Source organism: Loktanella agnita, assembly GCF_046640325.1.
GTDB lineage: Bacteria > Pseudomonadota > Alphaproteobacteria > Rhodobacterales > Rhodobacteraceae > Yoonia > Yoonia agnita.
In genome coordinates, this window is the sequence record NZ_JBJMBF010000020.1 from 43,245 (window position 1) to 64,957 (window position 21,713).

General features: G+C 57.6%; 21 protein-coding genes. 9 read left to right on the forward strand and 12 right to left on the reverse strand.

Translation table 11 applies throughout. The features are described from left to right. Positions 1-17: 17 nt before the first annotated feature. The 4 genes from ACJ5NV_RS18035 to ACJ5NV_RS18050 form a co-directional block, all read right to left on the reverse strand. Positions 18-1,055, reverse strand: a complete 1,038-nt coding sequence (locus tag ACJ5NV_RS18035) for a rod shape-determining protein (RefSeq protein WP_411645976.1) — start codon at positions 1,053-1,055, stop codon at positions 18-20. A 182-nt stretch (positions 1,056-1,237) separates the two neighbouring features. Next, positions 1,238-1,867 carry a hypothetical protein gene (locus tag ACJ5NV_RS18040; protein WP_411645978.1) on the reverse strand — a complete coding sequence of 210 codons (630 nt, stop codon included), beginning with the start codon at positions 1,865-1,867 and terminating at the stop codon, positions 1,238-1,240. After that, the gene (locus tag ACJ5NV_RS18045) at positions 1,864-3,423 is read right to left on the reverse strand and encodes a 2-isopropylmalate synthase (protein WP_411645980.1); all 1,560 of its coding nucleotides are present in this window, start codon (positions 3,421-3,423) and stop codon (positions 1,864-1,866) included. Before ACJ5NV_RS18045 ends, ACJ5NV_RS18040 begins: the two co-directional genes overlap by 4 nt. A gap of 12 nt (positions 3,424-3,435) precedes the next feature. Further along, positions 3,436-3,600, reverse strand: coding sequence for a cupin domain-containing protein (locus ACJ5NV_RS18050; protein ID WP_411645981.1), 165 nt, complete (start codon positions 3,598-3,600; stop codon positions 3,436-3,438). Between the two features lie 283 nt (positions 3,601-3,883). On the opposite strand from ACJ5NV_RS18050, the gene ACJ5NV_RS18055 reads away from it, so the two are divergent. Together ACJ5NV_RS18055 and ACJ5NV_RS18060 are read left to right on the forward strand one after the other, a co-directional pair. Then, positions 3,884-4,546 carry an SDR family NAD(P)-dependent oxidoreductase gene (locus ACJ5NV_RS18055; protein ID WP_411645982.1) on the forward strand — a complete coding sequence of 221 codons (663 nt, stop codon included), beginning with the start codon at positions 3,884-3,886 and terminating at the stop codon, positions 4,544-4,546. After that, entirely contained in the window at positions 4,543-6,066 is a 1,524-nt protein-coding gene (locus tag ACJ5NV_RS18060; RefSeq protein ID WP_411645984.1) for a cryptochrome/photolyase family protein, read from the forward strand. The genes ACJ5NV_RS18055 and ACJ5NV_RS18060 overlap by 4 nt, the downstream gene beginning before the upstream one ends. On the opposite strand, the gene ACJ5NV_RS18065 is transcribed toward ACJ5NV_RS18060, so the two are convergent. Both ACJ5NV_RS18065 and ACJ5NV_RS18070 read right to left on the reverse strand, forming a co-directional pair. Then, entirely contained in the window at positions 6,063-7,205 is a 1,143-nt protein-coding gene (locus ACJ5NV_RS18065; protein WP_411645985.1) for a hypothetical protein, read from the reverse strand. The two genes, ACJ5NV_RS18060 and ACJ5NV_RS18065, sit on opposite strands and share 4 nt — an antisense overlap. Before the next feature lie 73 nt (positions 7,206-7,278). Continuing rightward, a complete protein-coding gene (locus ACJ5NV_RS18070; protein WP_459167129.1) occupies positions 7,279-8,685 on the reverse strand; it encodes an MORN repeat-containing protein in 1,407 nt (468 codons plus the stop codon). 160 nt (positions 8,686-8,845) lie between these two features. Between ACJ5NV_RS18070 and ACJ5NV_RS18075 the strand changes: the two genes are divergently transcribed. From ACJ5NV_RS18075 to ACJ5NV_RS18085, 3 genes are all read left to right on the forward strand, one after another. Beyond that, positions 8,846-10,507, forward strand: a complete 1,662-nt coding sequence (locus ACJ5NV_RS18075; RefSeq protein WP_411645989.1) for an NAD+ synthase — start codon at positions 8,846-8,848, stop codon at positions 10,505-10,507. Positions 10,508-10,617: 110 nt separating this feature from the next. Continuing rightward, positions 10,618-11,067 carry a hypothetical protein gene (locus tag ACJ5NV_RS18080; protein ID WP_411645990.1) on the forward strand — a complete coding sequence of 150 codons (450 nt, stop codon included), beginning with the start codon at positions 10,618-10,620 and terminating at the stop codon, positions 11,065-11,067. A 380-nt stretch (positions 11,068-11,447) separates the two neighbouring features. Further along, positions 11,448-11,876, forward strand: a complete 429-nt coding sequence (locus tag ACJ5NV_RS18085) for a DUF1801 domain-containing protein (RefSeq protein WP_411646006.1) — start codon at positions 11,448-11,450, stop codon at positions 11,874-11,876. 35 nt (positions 11,877-11,911) lie between these two features. Here the strand turns inward: ACJ5NV_RS18085 and ACJ5NV_RS18090 are convergent, their stop codons facing one another. Beyond that, positions 11,912-12,772 (reverse strand): MBL fold metallo-hydrolase, encoded by an 861-nt coding sequence (locus tag ACJ5NV_RS18090; RefSeq protein ID WP_411645991.1) that lies wholly within the window; start codon positions 12,770-12,772, stop codon positions 11,912-11,914. A gap of 189 nt (positions 12,773-12,961) precedes the next feature. Between ACJ5NV_RS18090 and gltX the strand changes: the two genes are divergently transcribed. Beyond that, positions 12,962-14,284, forward strand: a complete 1,323-nt coding sequence (gltX, locus tag ACJ5NV_RS18095; protein WP_411645993.1) for a glutamate--tRNA ligase — start codon at positions 12,962-12,964, stop codon at positions 14,282-14,284. A 122-nt stretch (positions 14,285-14,406) separates the two neighbouring features. Here the strand turns inward: gltX and ACJ5NV_RS18100 are convergent, their stop codons facing one another. From ACJ5NV_RS18100 to ACJ5NV_RS18110, 3 genes are read right to left on the reverse strand one after another with little or no spacing between them, the layout of a single operon-like run. Next, complete coding sequence (locus tag ACJ5NV_RS18100; protein ID WP_411645995.1) at positions 14,407-14,859, reverse strand: gamma-glutamylcyclotransferase family protein; 453 nt, start codon at positions 14,857-14,859, stop codon at positions 14,407-14,409. Further along, positions 14,856-17,372, reverse strand: a complete 2,517-nt coding sequence (locus ACJ5NV_RS18105; protein ID WP_411645997.1) for an ABC transporter permease — start codon at positions 17,370-17,372, stop codon at positions 14,856-14,858. Before ACJ5NV_RS18105 ends, ACJ5NV_RS18100 begins: the two co-directional genes overlap by 4 nt. After that, entirely contained in the window at positions 17,369-18,061 is a 693-nt protein-coding gene (locus tag ACJ5NV_RS18110) for an ABC transporter ATP-binding protein (RefSeq protein WP_411645998.1), read from the reverse strand. Before ACJ5NV_RS18110 ends, ACJ5NV_RS18105 begins: the two co-directional genes overlap by 4 nt. Before the next feature lie 106 nt (positions 18,062-18,167). On the opposite strand from ACJ5NV_RS18110, the gene ACJ5NV_RS18115 reads away from it, so the two are divergent. After that, on the forward strand, positions 18,168-18,743 hold the full coding sequence (locus tag ACJ5NV_RS18115; RefSeq protein ID WP_411646000.1) for an arylesterase: 576 nt from the start codon (positions 18,168-18,170) through the stop codon (positions 18,741-18,743). 235 nt (positions 18,744-18,978) lie between these two features. On the opposite strand, the gene ACJ5NV_RS18120 is transcribed toward ACJ5NV_RS18115, so the two are convergent. Then, positions 18,979-19,188: a cold-shock protein gene (locus ACJ5NV_RS18120; protein WP_411646008.1), complete on the reverse strand. Its 210-nt coding sequence runs from the start codon at positions 19,186-19,188 to the stop codon at positions 18,979-18,981. 242 nt (positions 19,189-19,430) lie between these two features. Continuing rightward, entirely contained in the window at positions 19,431-19,637 is a 207-nt protein-coding gene (locus ACJ5NV_RS18125; protein WP_411646001.1) for a cold-shock protein, read from the reverse strand. A 273-nt stretch (positions 19,638-19,910) separates the two neighbouring features. Between ACJ5NV_RS18125 and ACJ5NV_RS18130 the strand changes: the two genes are divergently transcribed. Together ACJ5NV_RS18130 and ACJ5NV_RS18135 are read left to right on the forward strand one after the other, a co-directional pair. Then, positions 19,911-20,312: a BrnA antitoxin family protein gene (locus ACJ5NV_RS18130; protein ID WP_411646002.1), complete on the forward strand. Its 402-nt coding sequence runs from the start codon at positions 19,911-19,913 to the stop codon at positions 20,310-20,312. Positions 20,313-20,970: 658 nt separating this feature from the next. Further along, the gene (locus ACJ5NV_RS18135) at positions 20,971-21,621 is read left to right on the forward strand and encodes an EpsG family protein (protein WP_411646010.1); all 651 of its coding nucleotides are present in this window, start codon (positions 20,971-20,973) and stop codon (positions 21,619-21,621) included. Positions 21,622-21,713: the final 92 nt, after the last annotated feature.

Genomic DNA, 21,713 nt, shown 5'->3' on the forward strand with positions numbered 1-21,713 from the left:
GCTACCTCGCCTTAAACTTAGCTGTCGTAGTCTATCACATGCCGCAGCTGTTTTTCATATTCCAGCGCACGGCCGGTGCCGAGCGCCACACAATTGAGCGACTCGTCAGCAACCGAAATCGCCAAGCCTGTCTGCTCACGCAGGGCAAGGTCCAACTGACCCAGCAGCGCACCGCCCCCGGTCAACATCACGCCGCGATCAACGATATCAGCGGCAAGATCCGGCGGGGTGGCTTCCAGCGCCGTCATCACCGCCTCGCAAATCGACTGCACGGGTTCCGCCAGCGCCTCGGCCACTTGGGCCTGGCTGATCTCGGTTTCTTTGGGAACACCATTCAGCAAGTCGCGGCCGCGAATATGCATGGACTGGCCCCGCCCATCATCAGGCATGCGGGCCGTCCCGATAGAGGTCTTGATGCGTTCAGCGGTGGATTCACCGATCAACAGGTTATGCTGACGGCGCAGATAGTTGATGATCGCCTCATCCATGCGGTCGCCACCGACCCGGACAGAGCGGGCATAGACGATATCCCCAAGGGACAGCACGGCGACCTCGGTCGTACCGCCACCGATATCGACAACCATGTTGCCGGTCGGATCAGTGATGGGCATGCCGGCCCCGATGGCCGCCGCAATCGGTTCCGCGATCAACCCGGCGCGGCGGGCACCCGCAGACAGAACTGACTGACGGATCGCGCGCTTTTCGACCGGGGTCGCGCCATGCGGGACGCAGACGATGATCTTGGGTTTAGAGAAAGTTGACCGCCGGTGCACCTTGCGAATAAAATGCTTGATCATTTCTTCGGCGGTGTCGAAGTCCGCAATCACACCGTCACGCATCGGGCGGATCGCCTCGATACTGCCGGGGGTCCGCCCTAGCATCAGCTTGGCGTCTTCGCCGACCGCCAGCACCTTTTTGACACCGTCCTTGATATGATAAGCGACCACTGAAGGCTCTGAAAGGACAATACCGCGCCCTTTGACGTAGACCAGCGTATTCGCTGTCCCAAGGTCAATCGCCATGTCCGATGAAAACAACCCGCCGAAGCCTGCCATATTGTTGGTCTTCCTCAATATATTCAAAATCCGCGACTGTTCCGATGTCGCCGTTTCAAATGGTTATAAAGCGGGTGCGAGACAGTGAGAACCCCTTGATTTATGCAAGGTAGCGGCAAATTGCTTATTTCACTTTTTCAATTTTTACTCCCGGAACGGTCGTGATCCACGCCTGGAAATTATTATTTTTCAATATCGCCACGCGGAAAGCCGAAAGCGACTGCATCATAGGCGATGCCACCATGCGGTGTACCCATGCTATCGAGCGGCGTTTCGGTCAGAACCAAACCTAGATCTGGCGCATAATCCAGCATGTCGAACAGCGGCGTCGCGCCATCAATATGGACGGCAACACGGTAGGTCAGAACTTTGTAGGTGCAATGCCCCAGCCGGTGCGGCGACAAGGGTGATTGGCCTTCGGCAACGACCTCCACCCGCCCGATACCAGCCACCCTGCCGTCTTGCAGATATGTAACGTCGGATATCCAGTTTTGCCCTTTTGAAAGAGTATCCAGGCCGTCAATGTCGGCCGCGTAAGCTATCGTCAAAGGACCGGTCGCACTTGCACGCGTGCCCGGCAGCAGGGCATGCGGCTGCTGCCATCCCGGCCCTGTAGCAGGGCCATCTGGCGTATCAAGATGCCAGACGGTCAACCCATGATCCCGCGCCACGAACAGGCGGCTCACGCTTTGTCGGGTCGCAATAAGACGCAACCCTTCGTTCAGGTCGGCGCGGGTTGGGCAGCGGTCCTGCGCGGCAAGTGGTGTCGTCATCATCGCCACCCCCAACGCCGCGCAGAAGCCACGTATCATGCCGTGTCCTTATAACTAACGCCCTTCACATCATGGCCCGGGGCGGACTTCTCGCGCCGGACCAACAGCCGGTTCAACGCGTTGATATAAGCCTTGGCGCTGGCGACAACCGTATCGGTATCGGCAGACTGGCCCGTTGCAATGCGGCCTTCTTCTTCCATCCGGACAGACACCGTGGCTTGGGCATCGGTGCCTTCGGTGACAGCGCTCACCTGATAAAGCTGCAACCGCGCCTTGTGAGAGAACAGCGATTTCACCGCATTGAAGGTCGCATCAACCGGACCGTCACCCGTGGCCGATGTCTTGACATCGGTGCCGTCGATTTCCATCACCATATCCGCTGTTTGTGGCCCATCAGTGCCGCAAACCACGCGCAGGGATTTCAGCTTCAGGCGGTCATCACCGCTTTCATTCTGGTAGACCAGCGCCATCAGGTCATCATCAAAGACTTCCTTCTTGCGGTCGGCCAGATCCTTGAAGCGCACGAAAACGTCGTTCAACTGGTTGTCGGCCAGATCAAACCCCAGCTCGGCCAGCTTTGCCCGCAGCGCCGCCCGGCCAGAGTGTTTGCCCAAAGGCAAGGATGTCCCTGCCAGACCCACATCAGCAGGGCGCATGATCTCGAAGGTTTCGCTGTTCTTCAGCATCCCATCCTGATGGATCCCGCTTTCATGGGCAAAGGCGTTCTTGCCGACGATCGCCTTGTTGAACTGCACGGCAAAGCCCGAAACTGTGGCGACACGGCGCGAGATGTTGATAATCTTCGTCGTGTCGATCCCGGTCTGATAGGGCATGATGTCACCACGCACTTTCAGCGCCATCACCACCTCTTCCAGCGCGGTGTTCCCGGCCCGTTCGCCCAGCCCATTGATCGTGCATTCGATCTGCCGTGCGCCGCCATCAACAGCCGCCAAAGAGTTCGCCGTCGCCATGCCCAGATCATTGTGACAGTGCGTCGCAAAGATCACCTCATCCGCGCCGGGAACCTTGTCGATCAGCATCCGGATCAGATCAGCGCTTTCCACGGGTGCGGTGTAGCCGACCGTGTCAGGGATATTGATCGTCGTGGCCCCTGCCTTGATCGCGATTTCCACAACGCGGCGCAGGTAATCCTCTTCCGTGCGGGTCGCATCCATCGGCGACCATTGCACGTTGTCGCAAAGATTGCGCGCATGGGTGACGGTATCATGGATCCGCTCGGCCATTTCATCTTGATTCAGGTTGGGGATCGCCCGGTGCAGGGGCGATGTGCCGATAAAGGTGTGAATGCGTGGTTGGCGCGCGTGTTTCACGGCCTCCCAGCAGCGGTCGATATCTTTGAAATTGGCACGGGCAAGGCCGCAAATAACCGAATTCTTGGCGCGCTCTGCAATTTCGCTGACAGCGCGGAAATCCCCTTCCGAGGCGATGGGAAACCCGGCCTCGATGATATCGACGCCCATTTCGTCCAGCAGTTCCGCGATCTCCAGCTTTTCGGCATGGGTCATGGTCGCGCCGGGGCTCTGCTCGCCGTCGCGCAATGTAGTATCGAAGATCAGGACTTTATCCTTGGTCATGACGCTTCCTCCTTAAATCATGTTGTGGGCGGCGGCCGTGTGGTCCGCGTCGCCGGAATTGGGTGCGCCATGAAACGTCACGACCATGACATCAATGTCATTTCTGGTCGCGGCTGCTTTGGGGTCCCAATGGGTGTCGAGCAGGCTGAGTTTTTCAGCAAGATTGATGGCTTTCATGATGTGTTCCTTAGCGTGAAAATGTCGGCGCTGATCCCTTCCGAGCGGTCGCGCCGAAAGGCACGCTCAGAAGCGGCTAAGGAGTAGGAGGTCGCGCGCAATCAGCCCGGTGGGGGCATTGCTGGGGATATGGGCGCGATACATCATGATGCGAACTATACAAAACTTTGAAAGGTTGAAAAGTCATGAATTGCAGGATGTGCAAAATTCCTGAACGCTGCTGTTCCTTTTCTTGCCCGTTGTCGCGTCGGCGCTAGGTCTCGTCGCAAATACGGAGGTTGAGATGCGGGCGTTGATCTTGGGGGCAAGCGGGGGGATTGGCGCGGCTGTGGCGGCCCGGCTGCGTGACGATGGGGCCGAAGTTATCACCCTGTCGCGTCGCGCCGATGGTTTTGATGTGGCCCGTCCGGAGCAAGTAGATAAATGTTTGGGCGCGGTTGATGGCCCCTTTGACATGGTCTTTGTCGCGCTCGGCATCCTCGCCCCTGCGGGCCACGCGCCGGAAAAATCGCTCTCTGCCATTAATGCGGATACGATGGCACAGGTCATTGCGGTCAATACCATCGGCCCCGCGCTGATCCTGCGCCATGCCGCGCGTCTACTGCCCAAGGACCGGCGGGCTGTTGTTGCGGTTCTTTCGGCCCGGGTCGGGTCAATCGGCGACAATCAGATTGGCGGCTGGTACAGCTATCGCGCCTCTAAGGCGGCGCTGAACCAAGTCGTGCATGGCGCAGCGATTGAACTGGGCCGGTCGCATAAGAACTCTATCTGTGTTGCCTTGCATCCCGGCACGGTCGCAACGCCCTTTACCGCCAATTATGCGGATCGCCACAAGACAGTGACTGCCGACAGTGCAGCGACAAATCTGCTCGCCGTCATCGCCGGGCTGCGCCGGGACCAGACCGGCGGGTTTTATGATTATGCAGGGCAAGAGGTTATCTGGTGAGATTGGTCCTGATCCTAGGCGATCAATTGTCGCCGCACCTTAGTGCTTTGCGCAAATGCGACAAAGACACTGATATCGTGGTGATGGCAGAAGTGATGGATGAGGCATCTTATGTCGCCCACCACCCCAAGAAAATTGCGTTCATTTTTGCGGCCATGCGCAAATTTGCCACCAAACTACGCGATGACGGCTGGACGGTCACCTATACGCGTTTGGATGATCCGGACAACTGCGGCTCAATCACTGGCGAGCTGATCCGACGCGCCGCTGAATATGATGCGGCCGGTGTCGTCTACACCGAACCGGGCGAATGGCGGCTGATCGCGGCACTCGGTAATATGCCGTTGAAGACACACAGCCTGCCCGATGATCGTTTTATCGCGACACATCAGGAATTCGACGATTGGGCCGCAGGGCGCAAGGCGCTGCGCATGGAGTATTTCTATCGCGATATGCGGCGCAAGACTGGCCTGTTGATGGATGGCGACAAACCAGAGGGCGGCAAGTGGAATTATGACCACGAGAACCGCAAGCCCGCCCCGAACGACATCGATTACAGCGGTCCGATGCAATTTACGCCGGATGATGTGGTTGAAGATGTGCTCGACCTGGTGGCCGCCCGGTTTGGCGACAATTTCGGCACATTGCGCCCGTTTTGGTTTGCCACCGATACTGGGCAGGCGCGGCGGCACTTGACCTATTGGATCAAGGGCGGGTTGCCGCAGTTTGGCGATTATCAGGATGCGATGCTGGATGATCACCGCTTTCTTTATCACGCGATTATCGGGCTTTACGTGAACGCCGGGCTTTTGAACCCGCTAGAGGTTTGCCGCGCTGCCGAACAGGCCTATCGCGATGGTGATGCCCCGCTGAACGCGGTAGAGGGATTTATCCGCCAAATCATTGGCTGGCGCGAATATGTGCGCGGCATCTATTTCCGCGAAGGGCCGGATTATGTGACCCGCAATGCTCTGGGCCATGATCGCGAACTGCCTGCGATGTTCTGGGGGGCTGACACAGCGATGAACTGCGTTGCCAAGACTGTGGCGCAAACGCAGGCAGAGGCTTACGCCCATCATATCCAACGCCTGATGGTGACGGGCAATTTTGCCCTGCTCGCGGGGATCGACCCCATGCAGGTGCATGAATGGTATCTGGCTGTCTATGCTGATGCCTATGAGTGGGTCGAAGCCCCCAATGTCATCGGGATGAGCCAATTCGCAGATGGCGGTATCATCGCATCAAAACCCTATATTTCATCCGGAAATTACATTCACAAAATGTCAGATTACTGCGGCAACTGCGCCTATCGGGTGCAGGATAAAACCGGGCCGGACGCTTGCCCGTTCAACCTGCTGTATTGGCATTTTCTGGACCGGCACCGCGACCGCTTTGCAGGTATCCCGCGCATGGGTAATATGTATCGGGTCTGGGACCGGATGGATGACACAAAGCGCGAGACGGTTCTGGAAGAGGCGACAAATTGGTTAGCGCGGCTGGATGGTGGAGAGGCGGTCTAATTCGCATCCAGCGTCGCGATGGCATCGTATGCGCGTTCTGCCAAACAGGTTTTGTCGAAAACCGGCCCGCTTGCGCTGTCGTCTTTCATAACGGTCAAACCACGTGCCACGTTATTCCGCGCGTACGCTGACTGATCGTCGCTGCGGTCCACCGCATCGTAGGTGGTATGCAGCTGATATGTATAACCCCGATTCTGAAAACTGATCTGGCCGAAATACGCTATCTCTGTGCCGCCATAGGCTCGCACGCCCACCTCTGCGGCCCGTCTGTGCAGCGTCAGCTCTGCCCTGCCGCCAATTGGACCATAGCGATACGTAAAGTGATCGCCGTCATGGGTCACCGTCACCATATGGGTGCCACCAATCAGCGCACAGTGAAAAACGGTGCCGTCCGGCACAACGTATTTTTCCCCATCCGCCGGTCGTAAGTCGGCCTGCCTTTCATACAGTGCCGCGTCGTCATCATAGTAGTTGCAATAGGCCTCAATCAGGTCAGGCGCATGGGGGAGCAGGTCGGGGCCGTCAGCCGCGTCATAGCTTTGCGCGCCAATGGTCACTTTGCAGCCTGATATTTCGCCCCCACGGACAGATATTTCCATCAGCTTTTCCAAGCTGTCCTGCCGGATATCATGGAATGAGATCACCCGCGCGCAGCAGCTGGAGCGCGCGTCGCTAACCAGATATCCGGCGCGGTCACGGGCGAATTGGGCGCCATTCATAGCACCAAGGGCGCGGAAGTCTTGGGCGAATGGATCATAGCGAAAGAATTCATAATCACTGTTGACCATGCCGACCAAGGTGAGGACGCCCAGATCAAGCCAGCCATCCTTGTCAATATCAATCAGATGGGGTGGACGGGCAGACGACAGCGCGAAACCGGCAACGGCATCACCGCTGAGGTTGACAGCGAAATCTTCATCAGCGTGCGACCAGACGACCCGCATCTTGCGGCCGCCCTCTACCCAATTCAATGCGCAGGGGGCCGGGGTGGCGTCATGGTCAACGGGACCGAATTGCGCGCCAAAATTAGCTGCATTCACGACGGTACAATCGGGTAGCACTGTCTGCGACAGCGCAGGGGTTGTCCACCACGGCAGGATACTCAGCAAAAGCGCAGCGGCGGAACGACAAAAACGCATTTACAGACAGCCTTTGTAAAAACGAAAAACGGCTGCGGTGATCAGACCGCAGCCGTTTCAATTGTTTGACCGATCAGTTACCTTCGGTCGTTTCGGATACCAGCGCGCCGTCCGACCAAATTCCGATGCTTTCCTGACCGGTGGCGTAGGTCATCTTACCCTCGCCCTCGCGGCGGCCCCGGACAAAGCTGCCCTCGTACACATCGCCATTGGCATAGGTCGCGACACCTTCGCCGTTGATTTCACCATTGCTCCACTCACCGGTATAGCTGAACCCGTCAGGCAGGGTGATTTCACCTTCGCCGTCACGTTGGCCTTCGCTGAAGGCACCCACGTAGACTGTGCCGTCCGCATAGGTGGCGCGACCTTGACCGTTGCGCTGGCCATTGGCCCATTCACCGTCATAAACATAGCCATCGGCGTAGGTCATTTTGCCTTCACCGTGGTTCTTGGCATTCTGGAATTCGCCTTCATAAACAAGGCCGTTCACATAGGTGGCAACGCCTGTCCCGTTGATCACACCCATATCCCAGTCACCTTCGTAGGTCGATCCGTCAGGATAGGTGATCTTGCCTGTCCCATCGGCCAGATCATCGGCAAAGCTGCCCGCATAGACAGAGCCGTCAGGATAGGTCACTTCACCCGTTCCGGCGATTTTGCCCTCGTCCCAGTCACCAACATAGGTATAACCATCGGTCCCCCGGAAGGTGCCGGTGCCGTGACGGCGGTCATTCACAAAGCCACCTTCATAGACATCGCCATTGCCATAGGTCACGGTGCCCTGACCTTCGCGGCGACCTGCGACCAGATCGCCATCATAGATGTCACCATTGGGTTGGGTCAGGCGCCCCTTGCCCTGAATTTGTCCATCGACCCATGCTCCGGCATAAACCATGCCATCAGCCATGGTCAGCGTGCCGGTGCCATCCCGTTCACCCGCGCGCAGCTGGCCTTCGTAGACGGAACTGTCGGGATAGGTGATCTTGCCCTGGCCTTCTTTGATCCCGTTGACCCACTCGCCCTCGTAGACGTAACCGTCGGGGCTGGTCATGACGCCGATGCCGTGATGCATCGCGTTGCGGAATTCACCTTCGTAGACGACGCCATTGGCATATTCAGCCACGCCCTGACCCGTAATGTTGCCGTCGACCCAGTCACCTTCAAATGTGCCGCCATCGGCAAAGGTAATCCGGCCCTGACCTTCGGGCTTGCCTGCAATAAACGCGCCCTCGTAGACAGAGCCGTTGGGGAAGCGGGCAACGCCTTCGCCGCGGATCTCACCTTCGACCCATGCGCCGGTATATTCGTACCCGTTGGGAAGACGGTAGGTGCCGGTGCCGTGCTGCTTGCCGTTCTGAAAAGCGCCCTCGTAAATGCCGCCATCGTCGTATTGCTTGGTCTGGACCGTCTGCGCCTGTGCAGTCACCGCAAGCCCTGCCGTCAAAATGACTACGGCGATCGCTTGTGGCAGTTCAAACATCTTCATCAAAAATCTCCGATCCACATTTCACGGCGCAGGATAGATGACGGCCTGCATCCTTACAACGGCTTTGGAAGTATATATGGCCAATTTCTGACGCACATGCCTTTCAACCGCTTTTCTTTCTGCTACATCCTTCGCAGTGCTTTGGGACGAAACTATGACAAAATTATATCGATTAACGCTGGCGCAGTTGAATCCGACGGTCGGCGATATCGCCGGAAACGCAGCGCAGGCACGTGATGTATGGGAGGCCGGCAAGGACGCGAAATCTGATTTCGTTGCTCTGCCGGAAATGTTTCTGACCGGCTACCAAACACAGGATTTGGTCACAAAACCTGCGTTTATTGCCGATGCGATGCTGCATCTTCGCACGCTCGCGCTTGATTGCGCCGATGGTCCCGCGCTCGCCATTGGCGGCCCGATGATGGAAGATGGCAAGCTTTATAACTGCTATTTCGTGCTGAAGGATGGCGGGATCATTGCCACAATGCGCAAGCATTTTTTGCCCAATTTCAATATCTTCGACGAAGTGCGCCTGTTCAAGAGCGACGGAATCTCGGGCCCCTACACCACCGGGAGCGGCCCGCGAATCGGCAGCCCGATTTGCGAAGATGCGTGGTATCCCGACGTCTGCGAGGCGATGGCCGAAAGCGGGGCCGAGATTTTCGTTGTGCCCAACGGGTCACCTTATTTCCGCGACAAATTTTCCATCCGTATGAACAAAATGGTCGCCCGCGTCATCGAAACCAGCGTACCGCTCGTCTATCTGAACATGGTCGGCGGTCAGGATGATCAGGTGTTCGATGGCGGATCATTCGTGCTGAACCGTGGCGGTCAGCTGGCCATGCAAATGCCGGTTTTTGACAGCGCGATTGCCCATGTGGATTTTCGTCAGACAGATGACGGATGGGAAGCCCTGCATGGCGAAAAAGCCGCACTGCCCGGCAGTATCGAACAGGATTACCACGTAATGGTGCTGGCGCTGCGCGATTACATGCGCAAAACCGGGTTCAAGAAAGTGCTGCTGGGCCTGTCCGGCGGGATCGACAGCGCGATTGTGGCGGCCATCGCCACCGATGCGCTTGGCCCAGAAAACGTGCGCTGTGTTATGCTGCCGTCAGAATACACAAGCCAAGGCTCGCTGGATGACGCCGCTGCGGCCGCAAATGCGTTGGGCGTGACCTACGATACCGTCAATATCGCTGGCCCCCGCGCCGCTGTGACCGAGGCGCTTGCGCCGCTATTCGGCGATCTGCCCGCCGATCTGACAGAGGAAAACATTCAATCCCGTCTGCGCGGCCTGCTACTGATGGCGCAATCGAATAAATTCGGGGAAATGCTGCTGACCACCGGCAATAAATCCGAGGTCGCGGTGGGCTACGCCACGATTTACGGCGACATGGCGGGCGGCTACAACCCGATCAAGGATATGTACAAGACCCGCGTGTTTGAAACCGCCCGCTGGCGCAACGCCCACCACCGTGACTGGATGCAAGGCCCGGCAGGCGAAGTGATCCCCGTGGCGATCATCGACAAGCCGCCCTCGGCAGAGCTGCGGCCGGATCAAAAGGACGAAGACAGCCTGCCGCCCTACGACATCCTTGACGGTATCCTGAAGATGCTGGTCGACGACGAGGCCTCGGTCGCTGACTGCGTGGCCGCAGGCTATGACCGGGAAACCGTAAAAAAGATCGAGCATCTGATTTATATCAGTGAATACAAGCGGTTCCAGTCGGCCCCCGGCCCACGCCTGTCCAGCAGAGCGTTCTGGCTTGACCGGCGCTATCCAATCGTAAATCGCTGGCGCGATAGCAGCTGATTTCACCCGCACGTCGGGTGATCCGATCATCTTCCTGAAAGGGCCATATTTCGGTCGGGTTCGCACATATTCTGTGTAACGCATTGTTCGTATTCACACAGGAGTAATCAGTGAAACTTTACACGTCCCAAGGATCAATGATCCGCGGCTCTCTCTTCTGCCTTTTCCAGATCACGGTCGGCCGTATCATAATGCGGATTGCTGACGCAGATATCGCGTTGATGTATTGGATTGGCCTTGCTTGGTGTCTCGGCTTTACCTTTGTGATGCTGCGCATCATCCACGCCTATTTCACCCAAAAACCGTCGTTTGAGGCGGATAATGATGGGTTTTCCGTCATGGGCAAGCCAAAGCGTCCGTGGAGCGATTATCATGGTGCGCGGACCAAGGGTGTGCATGTCTACTTCATCCCGATCCTGCGCTGGGTGATCGTAAAAACGGGGCCTGGTCTTTTGGGGTCGCAACAGCAGATCCATTTTGGCCATCTGTCAGAAAAGCCCAAGAAAATGGTCGGGCGTATGAACAGCTTTGCCCAAAAACAGATCGCACATCGGCGGTAAGCGCTTGCGCGTCACATGTCGCCAAACCTCGCGTGTCCGGTCGCATAGTCGGCGCGCCAATGGGGTGTCAGTGATACAGGGTGAGGCCCAGCGTCGCGCAGGCACGTGTTGCATTACAACCAGCGCCTGCGCTTCGCGGCCACCACGGATGACGATGTCTTGACACAAACGCAGCCTACACCCCCCAGCGAAGGTATTGCGCGTCAATACGTGACAACTCGAAAAAACGATAAGTCGGTCTCTACCGACGCATCCTTCTGGATGGCAACGGCGCTGCATGACGTTGTTCAGGCAGGCCCTTTAATATCTATATAAACCTGTCTCGCCTAAGTTTGCGTTAACTGCGCCACGTAATCTGTTAGTCTTTTCCCAAGGGGGCCATCATCGTGAACAAAACCCAACCAACCGCACAGCCTGTTGCAGACTTTATCGCGACAGTCAGCCACCCGACCCGGCGGGCCGATGCGCAGGTTCTCGACGCGATGTTCCAGCGCGTGACGGGCTGGCACCCGCAGATGTGGGGGCCGTCGATCATCGGCTACGGGCAATATCACTATGTCTACGACAGCGGGCACACGGGCGATTCTATTGCCACCGGGTTCAGCCCGCGCAAGGCCAATATGGTGCTCTACATCATGCCCGGCTATGCGGATTTCGGCGATCTGTTGTCCCGGCTGGGCAAGCACAAGCGCGGCAAGTCCTGCCTTTATATCAACAAGCTCGCTGATGTAGATCTGCGCGTGGTGGAAGAACTGGTGCGGGCCGGTCTGGATGACTTGGGCCGCCGGTGGACGGTTAGCCCGACATAAGGCGCCGCCCGGTCACCCCGGACGGCGCATGTGGATCAGATCAACTGATAGCTATGCGGCACATAGTGGAACCCATCGCCGCGGGTCTCGATAAAGCCCATGCCGGGGAATGGCATATGATAGCCGATCAATGGCACGCGGTCCGCCGCGGCCATACCAAGGATGCGGCGGCGGGTTTCGGCGGCCATCGTTTTGTCCATGTCAAACCGCACCTCCCAATCGGGATAGGCCACTGACCAGACATAATGGTTGGCGACATCGGCCATAAGCAGCAGCTGGCGTCCGCCGCTTTCCAGCATGAAAGCCAACTGTCCCGGCGTATGCCCAAAGGCGTTGACAGCGGTAATGCCGGGACGGACGGCATCACCATCGCCGATAAAGCTGAACTTTTCCGCCAGCGGGCGGACTTTGGCCTCAAACCCATCATTTTCAGCCGCCGCCCAATGGTCGAACTCGGCCTGCCCGGTCACATAGGCCGCATTGGCGAATGTTTCGGCCCCACCATCATCGGCCAGCCCGCCAATATGGTCGCCATGCATATGGGTAATCACCACATGGGTGATATCATCGGCATCATACCCGGCAGCGTTCAGGGCCGCCGTGGTACCGGCAGGGGACAGCCCGGTATCAAATAAGATCACCTCTGCCCCGGTATTCACCACGGTCGGGGTGAAAAAGAACTGGGCGGCATCGGTTGGGATGAAATTGGCGGAACTGACCTCTTCAAAGGTCGGATCATCGACATTCAAGCCGAAAATCGTATGCGGGTCAGGCACGCTGCGGCTGCCTGCCAGAACTGTGGTCACCTTGAAATCGCCCAAGGTAAAGTCGCGATGCGTCGGCAAGGCGGCGGTATGGGCATCGGCACTGGCAACGGTCGGAAGGGTGGCAGCCATGGGAAGCGCGGCACCTGATAACAGAGTTTGACGACGTGTCAGCTTCATCGGAGTGAACCTTTCATTGCAATGAATGACGCAAGGGTAGCGCGTGGGGCATGTCAGGCAAGCCAAAGTTCTGCCCGGGGCCTGCCTGCATGGACAATTGCGCACAGGCATGACAAAGCGTCCCGCAACAGGAGACATCCCATGACCACGACCAGATTCGCCCCATCGCCGACCGGCTGGCTGCATATCGGCAACCTGCGTGCCGCCTTGTTCAACTATGCGATTGCCCGCCAAAATGGTGGCACATTCGTTCTGCGCATTGATGACACCGATCAGGAACGATCAAAGGACGAATATATCGCGGGCATTCAGGACGACCTGACCTGGCTGGGCCTAACCTGGGATCGGATCGAATATCAGTCCAAGCGGATGGACCGTTACGCCACCGCCAAACAGCAGCTGATCGACATGGGCCGGCTTTATGAGTGTTTTGAGACACCGACAGAGCTTGACCTTAAACGCAAGAAGCAGCTGAATATGGGCAAGCCGCCGGTCTATGACCGGGCAGCGCTGGACCTGTCCGAGGACGAAAAAACTCGCCTGCGCGCGGAACGCGGCGGATCGCACTGGCGTTTCAAGCTGGATCACGAACGCATTGAATGGGCGGATGGGATTATCGGCGATATCTCGATTGATGCGTCGTCGGTCAGTGACCCGGTGCTGTTCAAAAATGACGGGCAGATCCTTTATACGCTCGCCTCTGTGGTTGATGATGTTGAAATGGGGATCACCGATATTGTGCGCGGCTCTGATCACGTCACCAACACGGCCACGCAGATTCAGATCATTCAGGCACTGGGCGGCAGCGTGCCGCGCTTTGCGCATCATTCGCTGCTGACCGGCCCGCAGGGTGAAGCGCTGTCGAAACGGCTGGGCACCCTTGCGTTGCGCGACTTGCGCAAGCAAGGCATTGCGCCGCAAGCGGTCCTGTCGCTGATGGCGCGGCTGGGGTCCTCTGATCCGGTGGAGCTGCGCAGCAATGTGGACGCGGTTGTCGAAGGGTTCGATCTGTCGAAATTCGGCTCTGCGCCCACGAAGTTCGATGCCGAAGATCTCAAGCCGCTGACCGCCCGCTATCTGGGCACCCTGGGTTCCCAGGACGTGGCCGATGTCTTGACATCGGCTGGCGTACCCGACGAGATGGCAGAACCATTTTGGCAGGTCGTGCGCGACAATATCAACACATTGGATGATGTCGCGGCTTGGTGGGCCATGTTCCGGGATGGTGCCACACCTCTTGTTGCGGAGGACGACAAGGATTTCGTCGCGCAAGCGCTTTTCCTGCTCGATAGCCCACCCTACACGGCGGACACTTGGGGCAACTGGACCGCAGCTGTGAAAGAGGCGACAGGCCGCAAGGGCAAACAGCTTTTCATGCCACTGCGCAAAGCCGTTACCGGGCGTGAACGCGGGCCGGAAATGGCGGATGTCATGCCGCTGTTGCAGAAAAAACCCACGCTCTGATCGCGCCTGCGTCGGGCGGTTAACTTCCCGCCTGATGCTGCGCTGCGGCCAGCAATTTGTCGACCAAGTCCCGCTCTGCTACAGTCAGCCTCTGGTGGCGCGGGTATTGCGGGTCGGCCCGGTCATCGAACACCGATCCCCCCCCAACCATCCGTGGTGTCAAAGAAATGCATGGCACCCCGGTGCCCGTAGACCTGCAGATATCCCTGCACGACCACATCAAGATAGCTGAGCAGGATCGGGTGTTCGCCAGCGCTGTGATGCTCTGGTTTCACCTGATACACTGCTGTGGATGATACGGGGCCATTCCGGCGAATGCGATCTGTGACGTCAACGCGTTGATAGGCTGCCTCGCGCTGGTCCAGCAGCGCCCAGTCGGCCCCGGGCACATGTGCCGTCAGCCCTTGTAACGTGCAGCCCGCCGCCGGTTCGACCGACAGGAAAGCAGCGTCGCGCAGGTTTGTCCGGCGCCAGATCCGCCGCCAGCCTTGCAGCGTCGCCGGGCGGGGGTCGGCGTAATCATGGGTCGCCACGTTCACAAGGCTGCCATAGCCGAAAAAAGCCGGGCCGTTCATTCGCGCGCCCGCAACACCTGCGCCGGGCGCGCCGCCAGTGGCCGCCATGCAAAGGCCAAACCTGCCAGCAGCGACGCCAGAACCCCGCCGCCGATAATACCCAAAGCGTTGGACCAGATGATCATATAATCGGTTTCCATGATGTAGGTCGCAACGGCCCAGCCACCCAGAATACCGGCCCCCAGCGCCACGATCCCTGCTGCCAGCCCCAGCAATGCGGCGCGCAAAGCAAAGCTCGCCATGATCCGGCCGCGGGTTGCGCCCAGTGTTTTTAATATCGCAGATTCAAATGTCCGCGCCTGCTCCCCGGCAGCGGCCGCACCGATCAGCACCAAAAACCCGGTGACAAGCGTGATCAGCGCCCCATAGCGTGTCGCTGCCGAAATTCCGCTGACCAGTTCAATCACCTGATCAATCGCATCGCGGATGCGGATCGCGGTGATATTCGGATAGGCGGTGGCCAGATCGCGCAGAATTGCCGCTTCGGCCTCCTGTTCGGCATAGACAGTGGCGATCCAGCTGTGCGGCGCGCCTGCGAGTGCGGCCTGATTCATCGCGAGCACAAAACCGATCCCTGCGTCTTCCCAACTGACATTGCGAAAGCTGGTGATCTCACCCGTGATGTCGCGGCCCAGCACGTTAATCGTCATCGTGTCACCCAGCTGCAAACCCATCTCCAGCGCCTCTTCCTCGGCAAAGCTGATCTGGGGCGGGCCGTCATAGCCTTCGGGCCACCACGCACCTTTCGTGACCTCGGTCCCTGATGGCTGGGCGTCGGCATAGGTGATCCCCCGGTCCCCCCGCACGACCCAATGCCCGCCTGCCACCTCTGTGGCCGGACGATCATTGATCCGGGTGATGATGCCCCGTAGCATCGGTGCTGTATCAACCCTGCTGACCGCCCGATCCGTATCCAGCCGTTCGCGGAACCCGTCGATCTGGTCAGGCTGGATGTCGACAAAGAAATAACTGGGCGCAACCTCGGGCAGGTCGCTGGCGAAGGAGTTTCGCAAATTGCCGTCAATCTGGCCGACTGCCGCCAGCACCGTCAGCCCAAGGCCCAGCGATAGAACGACTGACGTTGCCTCTCCCCCGCGCGCACCGATGGCGCCCAAAGCCAAACGCAGCGCCGGATAGCCACGCGCCGGTTTGCGTAACAGGCGCACCGTCCAACGGACGAAAAGCGCGGCAAAAACCAGTAGTACCAGCGCCCCGGCAATGCCGCCCGCTGTCCAAAGCGTCAGGAAAACCGTGCCGGAAAACAAGATCGCCGCGCTGACAAGCGTAATTAGCAGCGCCGCAATGGTGACCAAATAACGCCGCCCCGGCAGGCTGTGTGACCCGCCAAACGCATCGCGGAACAATGTCGCGGCGCGGATATCCTCTGTCTTGGCCAGCGGCCAAAGCGTAAAGATCAGTGCCGCCAATATCCCGTAAATTGCGGCCTCAATCAGCGGGCCGGGGTAAATCGCAAAGGCGGCGGGAATGGGCAATCGCGCTTCGATCAAGGGCGCGAAAAGCACCGGCAGACCGCCCCCCAGCACCAACCCGATGGCGATACCCACCAGACTGAGCACGCCGATCTGAATGAAGTAAGTCTGAAATATCGTGGCCCTTGTTGCCCCCAGCGTTTTCAGCGTCGCGATGATGGATGTTTTGCCTGCCAGATAGGCGCGCACAGCGGCAGAGACCCCAACGCCACCCACCGCCAGCCCGGACAGGCCGACAAGGATCAGGAACGCGCCGATCCGGTCCACGAACCGCTCTGCCCCGCCAGCACCACGGCGGCTGTCACGCCAGCGCAGTCCGCTGTCGCGGAACTGTGTTTCTGCTGCGGTCTCTAGCGCCTGCAGATCGGCACCCGGCGGCAGATCAAGCCGGTATTGGGTGGAAAACAATGTCCCTTCGGCCAGCAGGCCTGAATTTTCCAGCGCCTCGGTCAGCACAATGGTGCGCGGACCAAGACCAAAGCCGCCTGCCGCATTATCCGGATAGCGGTCAAGCACGGCGCGCAGGGTAAAGGCCTGTTCGCCCAGCCGGAATGTATCGCCCGGCGACAAGGCCAAACGATCCGCCAACACACGCTCCATCACCCCGCCGAAATCAGCCAGTGCTGCTGACAGCGGGATATCGGGGGACAAGCTGACAGCGCCGATCAGCGGGTACGCATCATCCACGGCGCGGATCTGGGTTAGCCCGCGTTCGGTGCCGCTATCGCGACCAACCACAACCATTGAACGGAAATCGACGGTTTCCGATATCCTGTCAGCGATGCTGTTCAACCAATCCAGCTCTGCCTTGCGCGCGAAACGATAGGTGAATTCTACCTCTGCGTCGCCGCCAAGCAAGGCCGCGCCGTCGCGTTTTAACCCCTCTGCGATGCCAGTGCGCACAGTGCCCACAGCGGCAATTGCCGCCACGCCAAGGGCAAGGCAGGCCAGAAAAACCCGAAAGCCACGCAAACCACCACGCAGTTCGCGCATGGCAAATCGGGATGCGATGCGCAGGCTCATTCTGCGGCCTGGGCGAGCGTATCGTCGATCCGCCCGTCACGTAGCCGCACAACGCGGTCACACCGCGCGGCCAGCTCACCCGAATGGGTCACCATGATCAGCGTCGCCCCATGTTTGTCGCGCAGATCGAACAGCAGGTTGATGATGGATTGGCCATTCGCCTCATCCAGATTGCCGGTGGGTTCATCCGCTAGCAGCAAGCGCGGTCGCGGCGCAGATGCACGGGCGAGCGCCACACGTTGCTGTTCGCCGCCTGACATTTGGCTGGGGTAATGGTCCATCCGATCTGACAGGCCCACCGCCGACAATTCAGCCGCCGCGCGGTCAAACGCATCGCCTGCGCCAGCCAGTTCCAGCGGGGTCGCGACGTTTTCCAGTGCGGTCATTGTCGGGATCAGGTGGAAAGATTGAAAGACCACCCCCATATTGTCTCTGCGAAAGCGTGCGAGCTGGTCCTCGTTCATCGCCGTCAGATCCTGCCCCAGGGCCGTGATCCGGCCCGATGTCGCCTGTTCCAGCCCGCCCATAAGCATAAGGAGTGACGATTTGCCTGACCCGCTTGGCCCGACAAGGCCCAATGTTTCCCCCGCGGCCACATCCAGCGCGATGTCATGCAGAATATCCACCTGCCCCGCGTTGCCATCTAGCGACAGGTTCACATCTGTGATGCTGAGAATCGGATCGGTCATACGCGCGGCCTCAAATTTCGTGATGTCCTTTGCATATGGGGCAAGGGCACGTGTCAGCAAGTTTGCTATCGCGGTTTTGATAACATCAGGTTGCGCGCAGGCAGAAATGGTCAGGGTTGCGGCGCTCGGCGATAGTCTGACCGCAGGTTATGGGTTGTCGCGCGCGGATGGCTTCGTGCCGCAGCTAGAGAGCTGGTTGCAAGCGCAGGGTGCAGATGTGACCGTGATCAATGCCGGTGTCTCTGGTGACACAACGGCGGGCGGGCGCAGCCGGGTTGCCTGGACTCTGACGCCGGACGTGGATGCGATGATCGTCACGCTGGGCGGGAACGACTACCTGCGCGGGATAGACCCTGCAGTCAGCCGTAGCAATCTGGATGCAATCCTTGCCGCGGGGCAGGACGCCGGGGTGGAAATGCTATTGGTCGGGCTGCGCGCTGGCACCAACTACGGACCTGAATATAAAGCAGAATTCGAAGGCATGTATCGTGATCTTGCCGCGAAATACGACGTGCCGCTTTATCCGGGTTTCTTTGACGGGCTGCGCACTGCGGCGGGAACGCAAGACGGCGTTGCAGCGCTGATGCAACGCGACGGGATTCATCCAAACAAGGATGGGGTCGCCGCTGTTGTTGCCGCGATCGGGCCGACTGTGCTGGAATTGGTCAGGGCCGTGGATTAAATGCCCGCGATGGACAGGTCTACCAAGTCGCCACGGTGCCCCGCAGCAAAGGCGTGAACTGGAACGCATCTTAGACTGCCAGGGTGAGTGAATGGTACCAACCAGATGCGTGCCAGATAAGGCACTTGCGACATGTGGAGACGGCCCAAGCACCACCCCAGATCATGTCAATTTGCGCGTGGTAATGCGAGGGGGCACCCCGTCCTGCGCCCCGTTTCGCAGTCTCTCTGATGGATTAATCAGCGAGCTTCAAATTGATAGCGCTTTCACGGCCGTCGCGACCGGATTCGATATCAAAGTTGACCTTCTGGTCGTCCTTGAGGCCGGTCAGACCGGAACGTTCGACCGCAGAGATATGCACAAACACATCTTTGCTGCCGCCGTCGGGCGCGATAAAGCCGTAGCCTTTGGTGGTATTGAACCATTTGACAGTGCCTGAAGCCATGTCCTTGTCTTCCTTCATTGTTTCCGCTCGCGGGAGTGCAGCGGACCGGCTCGGTCAAACTTGGATCGAAAGACTGGGCCGATGAAGCAGACAGTGGTCGATAGGTTAACGTCGCCTGAAAACCATGCGCATGTAAGGCAACAAAATCAAGAAAATTACAATATTGTAACCCAATCGGCGAACAACCGCCGGTAATTTGTGGTGCGCATGAAATTGCGCACCCACTTCTTCATTTTCGGCGGTTAGTCGACCGAAAGATTGATCGCTGATTCGCGTCCGTCACGACCAGATTCGATGTCGAAGGTTACTTTCTGGTTGTCGGCAAGGCCTGTCAGACCCGAGCGTTCGACCGCAGAGATATGCACGAACACGTCCTTTGCGCCGCCATCAGGGGCGATAAAGCCGTAACCTTTTGTAGTGTTGAACCATTTCACGGTACCAGTGGCCATCGTGTTTTTCCTTTTTTGTTGCTGTCCGCGGAAGTGCGACAGCCCGGCGTCGTCAGTTCAAGATCGAAAAACTGCAGCCGGAAAGGAAGACAGCGGGTCGAATTGGATAACGTTAGCGCCTTTCATTTGGGGCCACATGACCAAAAAAGCAAGGGGAAACGCGATATGGCGTTGCGTCGGACCCGCGTCGGACTTCTATCGGACCCCAACGCGCGCTGCATTCCGGTGGTGTTAATTCCCGCAAGGCAGGCTGTACCGGTAAAGGAGATCACCATGCCCCAGATGCCCAAAGCCGAACGGATCGCCCGCCAGAAAATGATCCGCTATCTTTATGAAGAGAGCATAGAAAGCGCCGATATCGCGCTGGAGATCCGCGATAAGGTGCCGCTCGCCTGGCACACGCTGGAGCATGATCTGGATGTGGTTGAGCCGAAGACGAAGATCACCCTGTGTCTGGATGCCAGCGTGGCGAAATTCTATCGGGCGATGGGGCCGGGCTATCAGGCGCGGATCAGCCGGATCCTCGGGCTGTGGGCCAACATGAAGATCGGGCAAGCGTTGCAAATGGAAGAGGCGATGATGGCGCAACTGAAACGACTGAACGATCAGGACGATGCGCTGCGGGCAGCGGGGGAGCAGGCTGTCGGTTTCGGGGCGCGTGACATGCTCCGCTGAAGTGCCCGGCGTCTAACCCGCTGCCATGACGCAATCGTCGCATCAAAGTTGGCGCGTGGTTTCAGACTGAGCGCGTTTGGGGGGGTGTAACAGCCGAGCAATCCAGTCCGTCGCTTACCGGGTAGGCAGCCAGGGGTATAGGTCGCGCGGTCCACAGCCCCCCTACACTGATCCGCAGCTGTTCAAGAAAACAGTGGAAGCTCACTAAAATCACGCATTGCAAAAGCACCCGTTTAAAAGCCCCAACGACGCAAAATACCTGTGGCAAATAGTTTGACTCTAAAGCAAGAGTGTTGAAGTGTTTATGCAGCCAGAGGTAGAAAAGCAAAAGTAATGGAGCTATCATATTACATCTTCGTGATGACAGTTGGGATTATCTTCTCGCTCAATAGAAAATTGGTGAACCATTCAAAGCTTTTCTTCGTAATCTGGTTTTCGGTGTATTGTGGGCTTTCTCTAATCGTACGGACGGATTTCGATGTTGACATCAACGCCTATGTGGCCTCGATGCCGTCATCGTCGCTATCAGTATATTTCATTAGGGAACCGGTTTTTTGGCTTGGGCAGCGTTATTTATTCAGCCTAACGCAGGATGCATATACGGTTTTCGTAATATCCGATATCATATTGGGCCTATTTCTATTCAGAGCATTGTCTAATTTCGCCCCCCCAATACACTTATTTCGCAATACTGATTTTCTTTCCTTTTGTTATGGGAATGCAGAATATTTATCGGCAGTGGGCTGCCTGTATATTTTTTCTATACTGCTTTTCCATTGTGTGGAATGAGAAAACCCCCTTTAAGGCTTACATCTTTTTCATATTATCATTTCTTTCGCACAATGTAGCAGCTGTATTTCTTCCCTTGTTGTTTTTGAGAAAAAGAACAGTGATTGGGAAATTAGCCTGGATTCTTAGCTTTGGCGTGTCCGGCGCGGGTATTTATTATGGCGCTGAAACCAAATCATCTGCGGCCACTGGAAGCAATCTTGCTCTGGCGTATTCGTTTCTTTTATTCTTATTCGTTTGCTTGATTGCTATACTCGACAAAGGCATAGTTCGCGAGGATCGCAAGAAGACATACTGGTTATTGATTAGTCTTTTGACTCTTTCTATAATCTCAGTATTTCTTTTGAGCAGCGTTGGCGCTGAGCGTATTTCAATGTTCGGATTGGTAATATCTTACCCAATACTGGCGAATTTGCTCGATGAACGATTCAAGCAAAAAGCGATTATCAGAGCGATATTTACAGTCTTGGGATTCATTCCAATGTTTATGTTTTCAGTGTCGAAATTTATAGTCAGCTGATGGTTGCAGACTGACTGCTCTGAAACCCGGTTTTTCTGCCGTTTGTAGTTAGAGTTTTCCGCTCGTATTTTCCTTTGGCTGGAAAGGAGCGA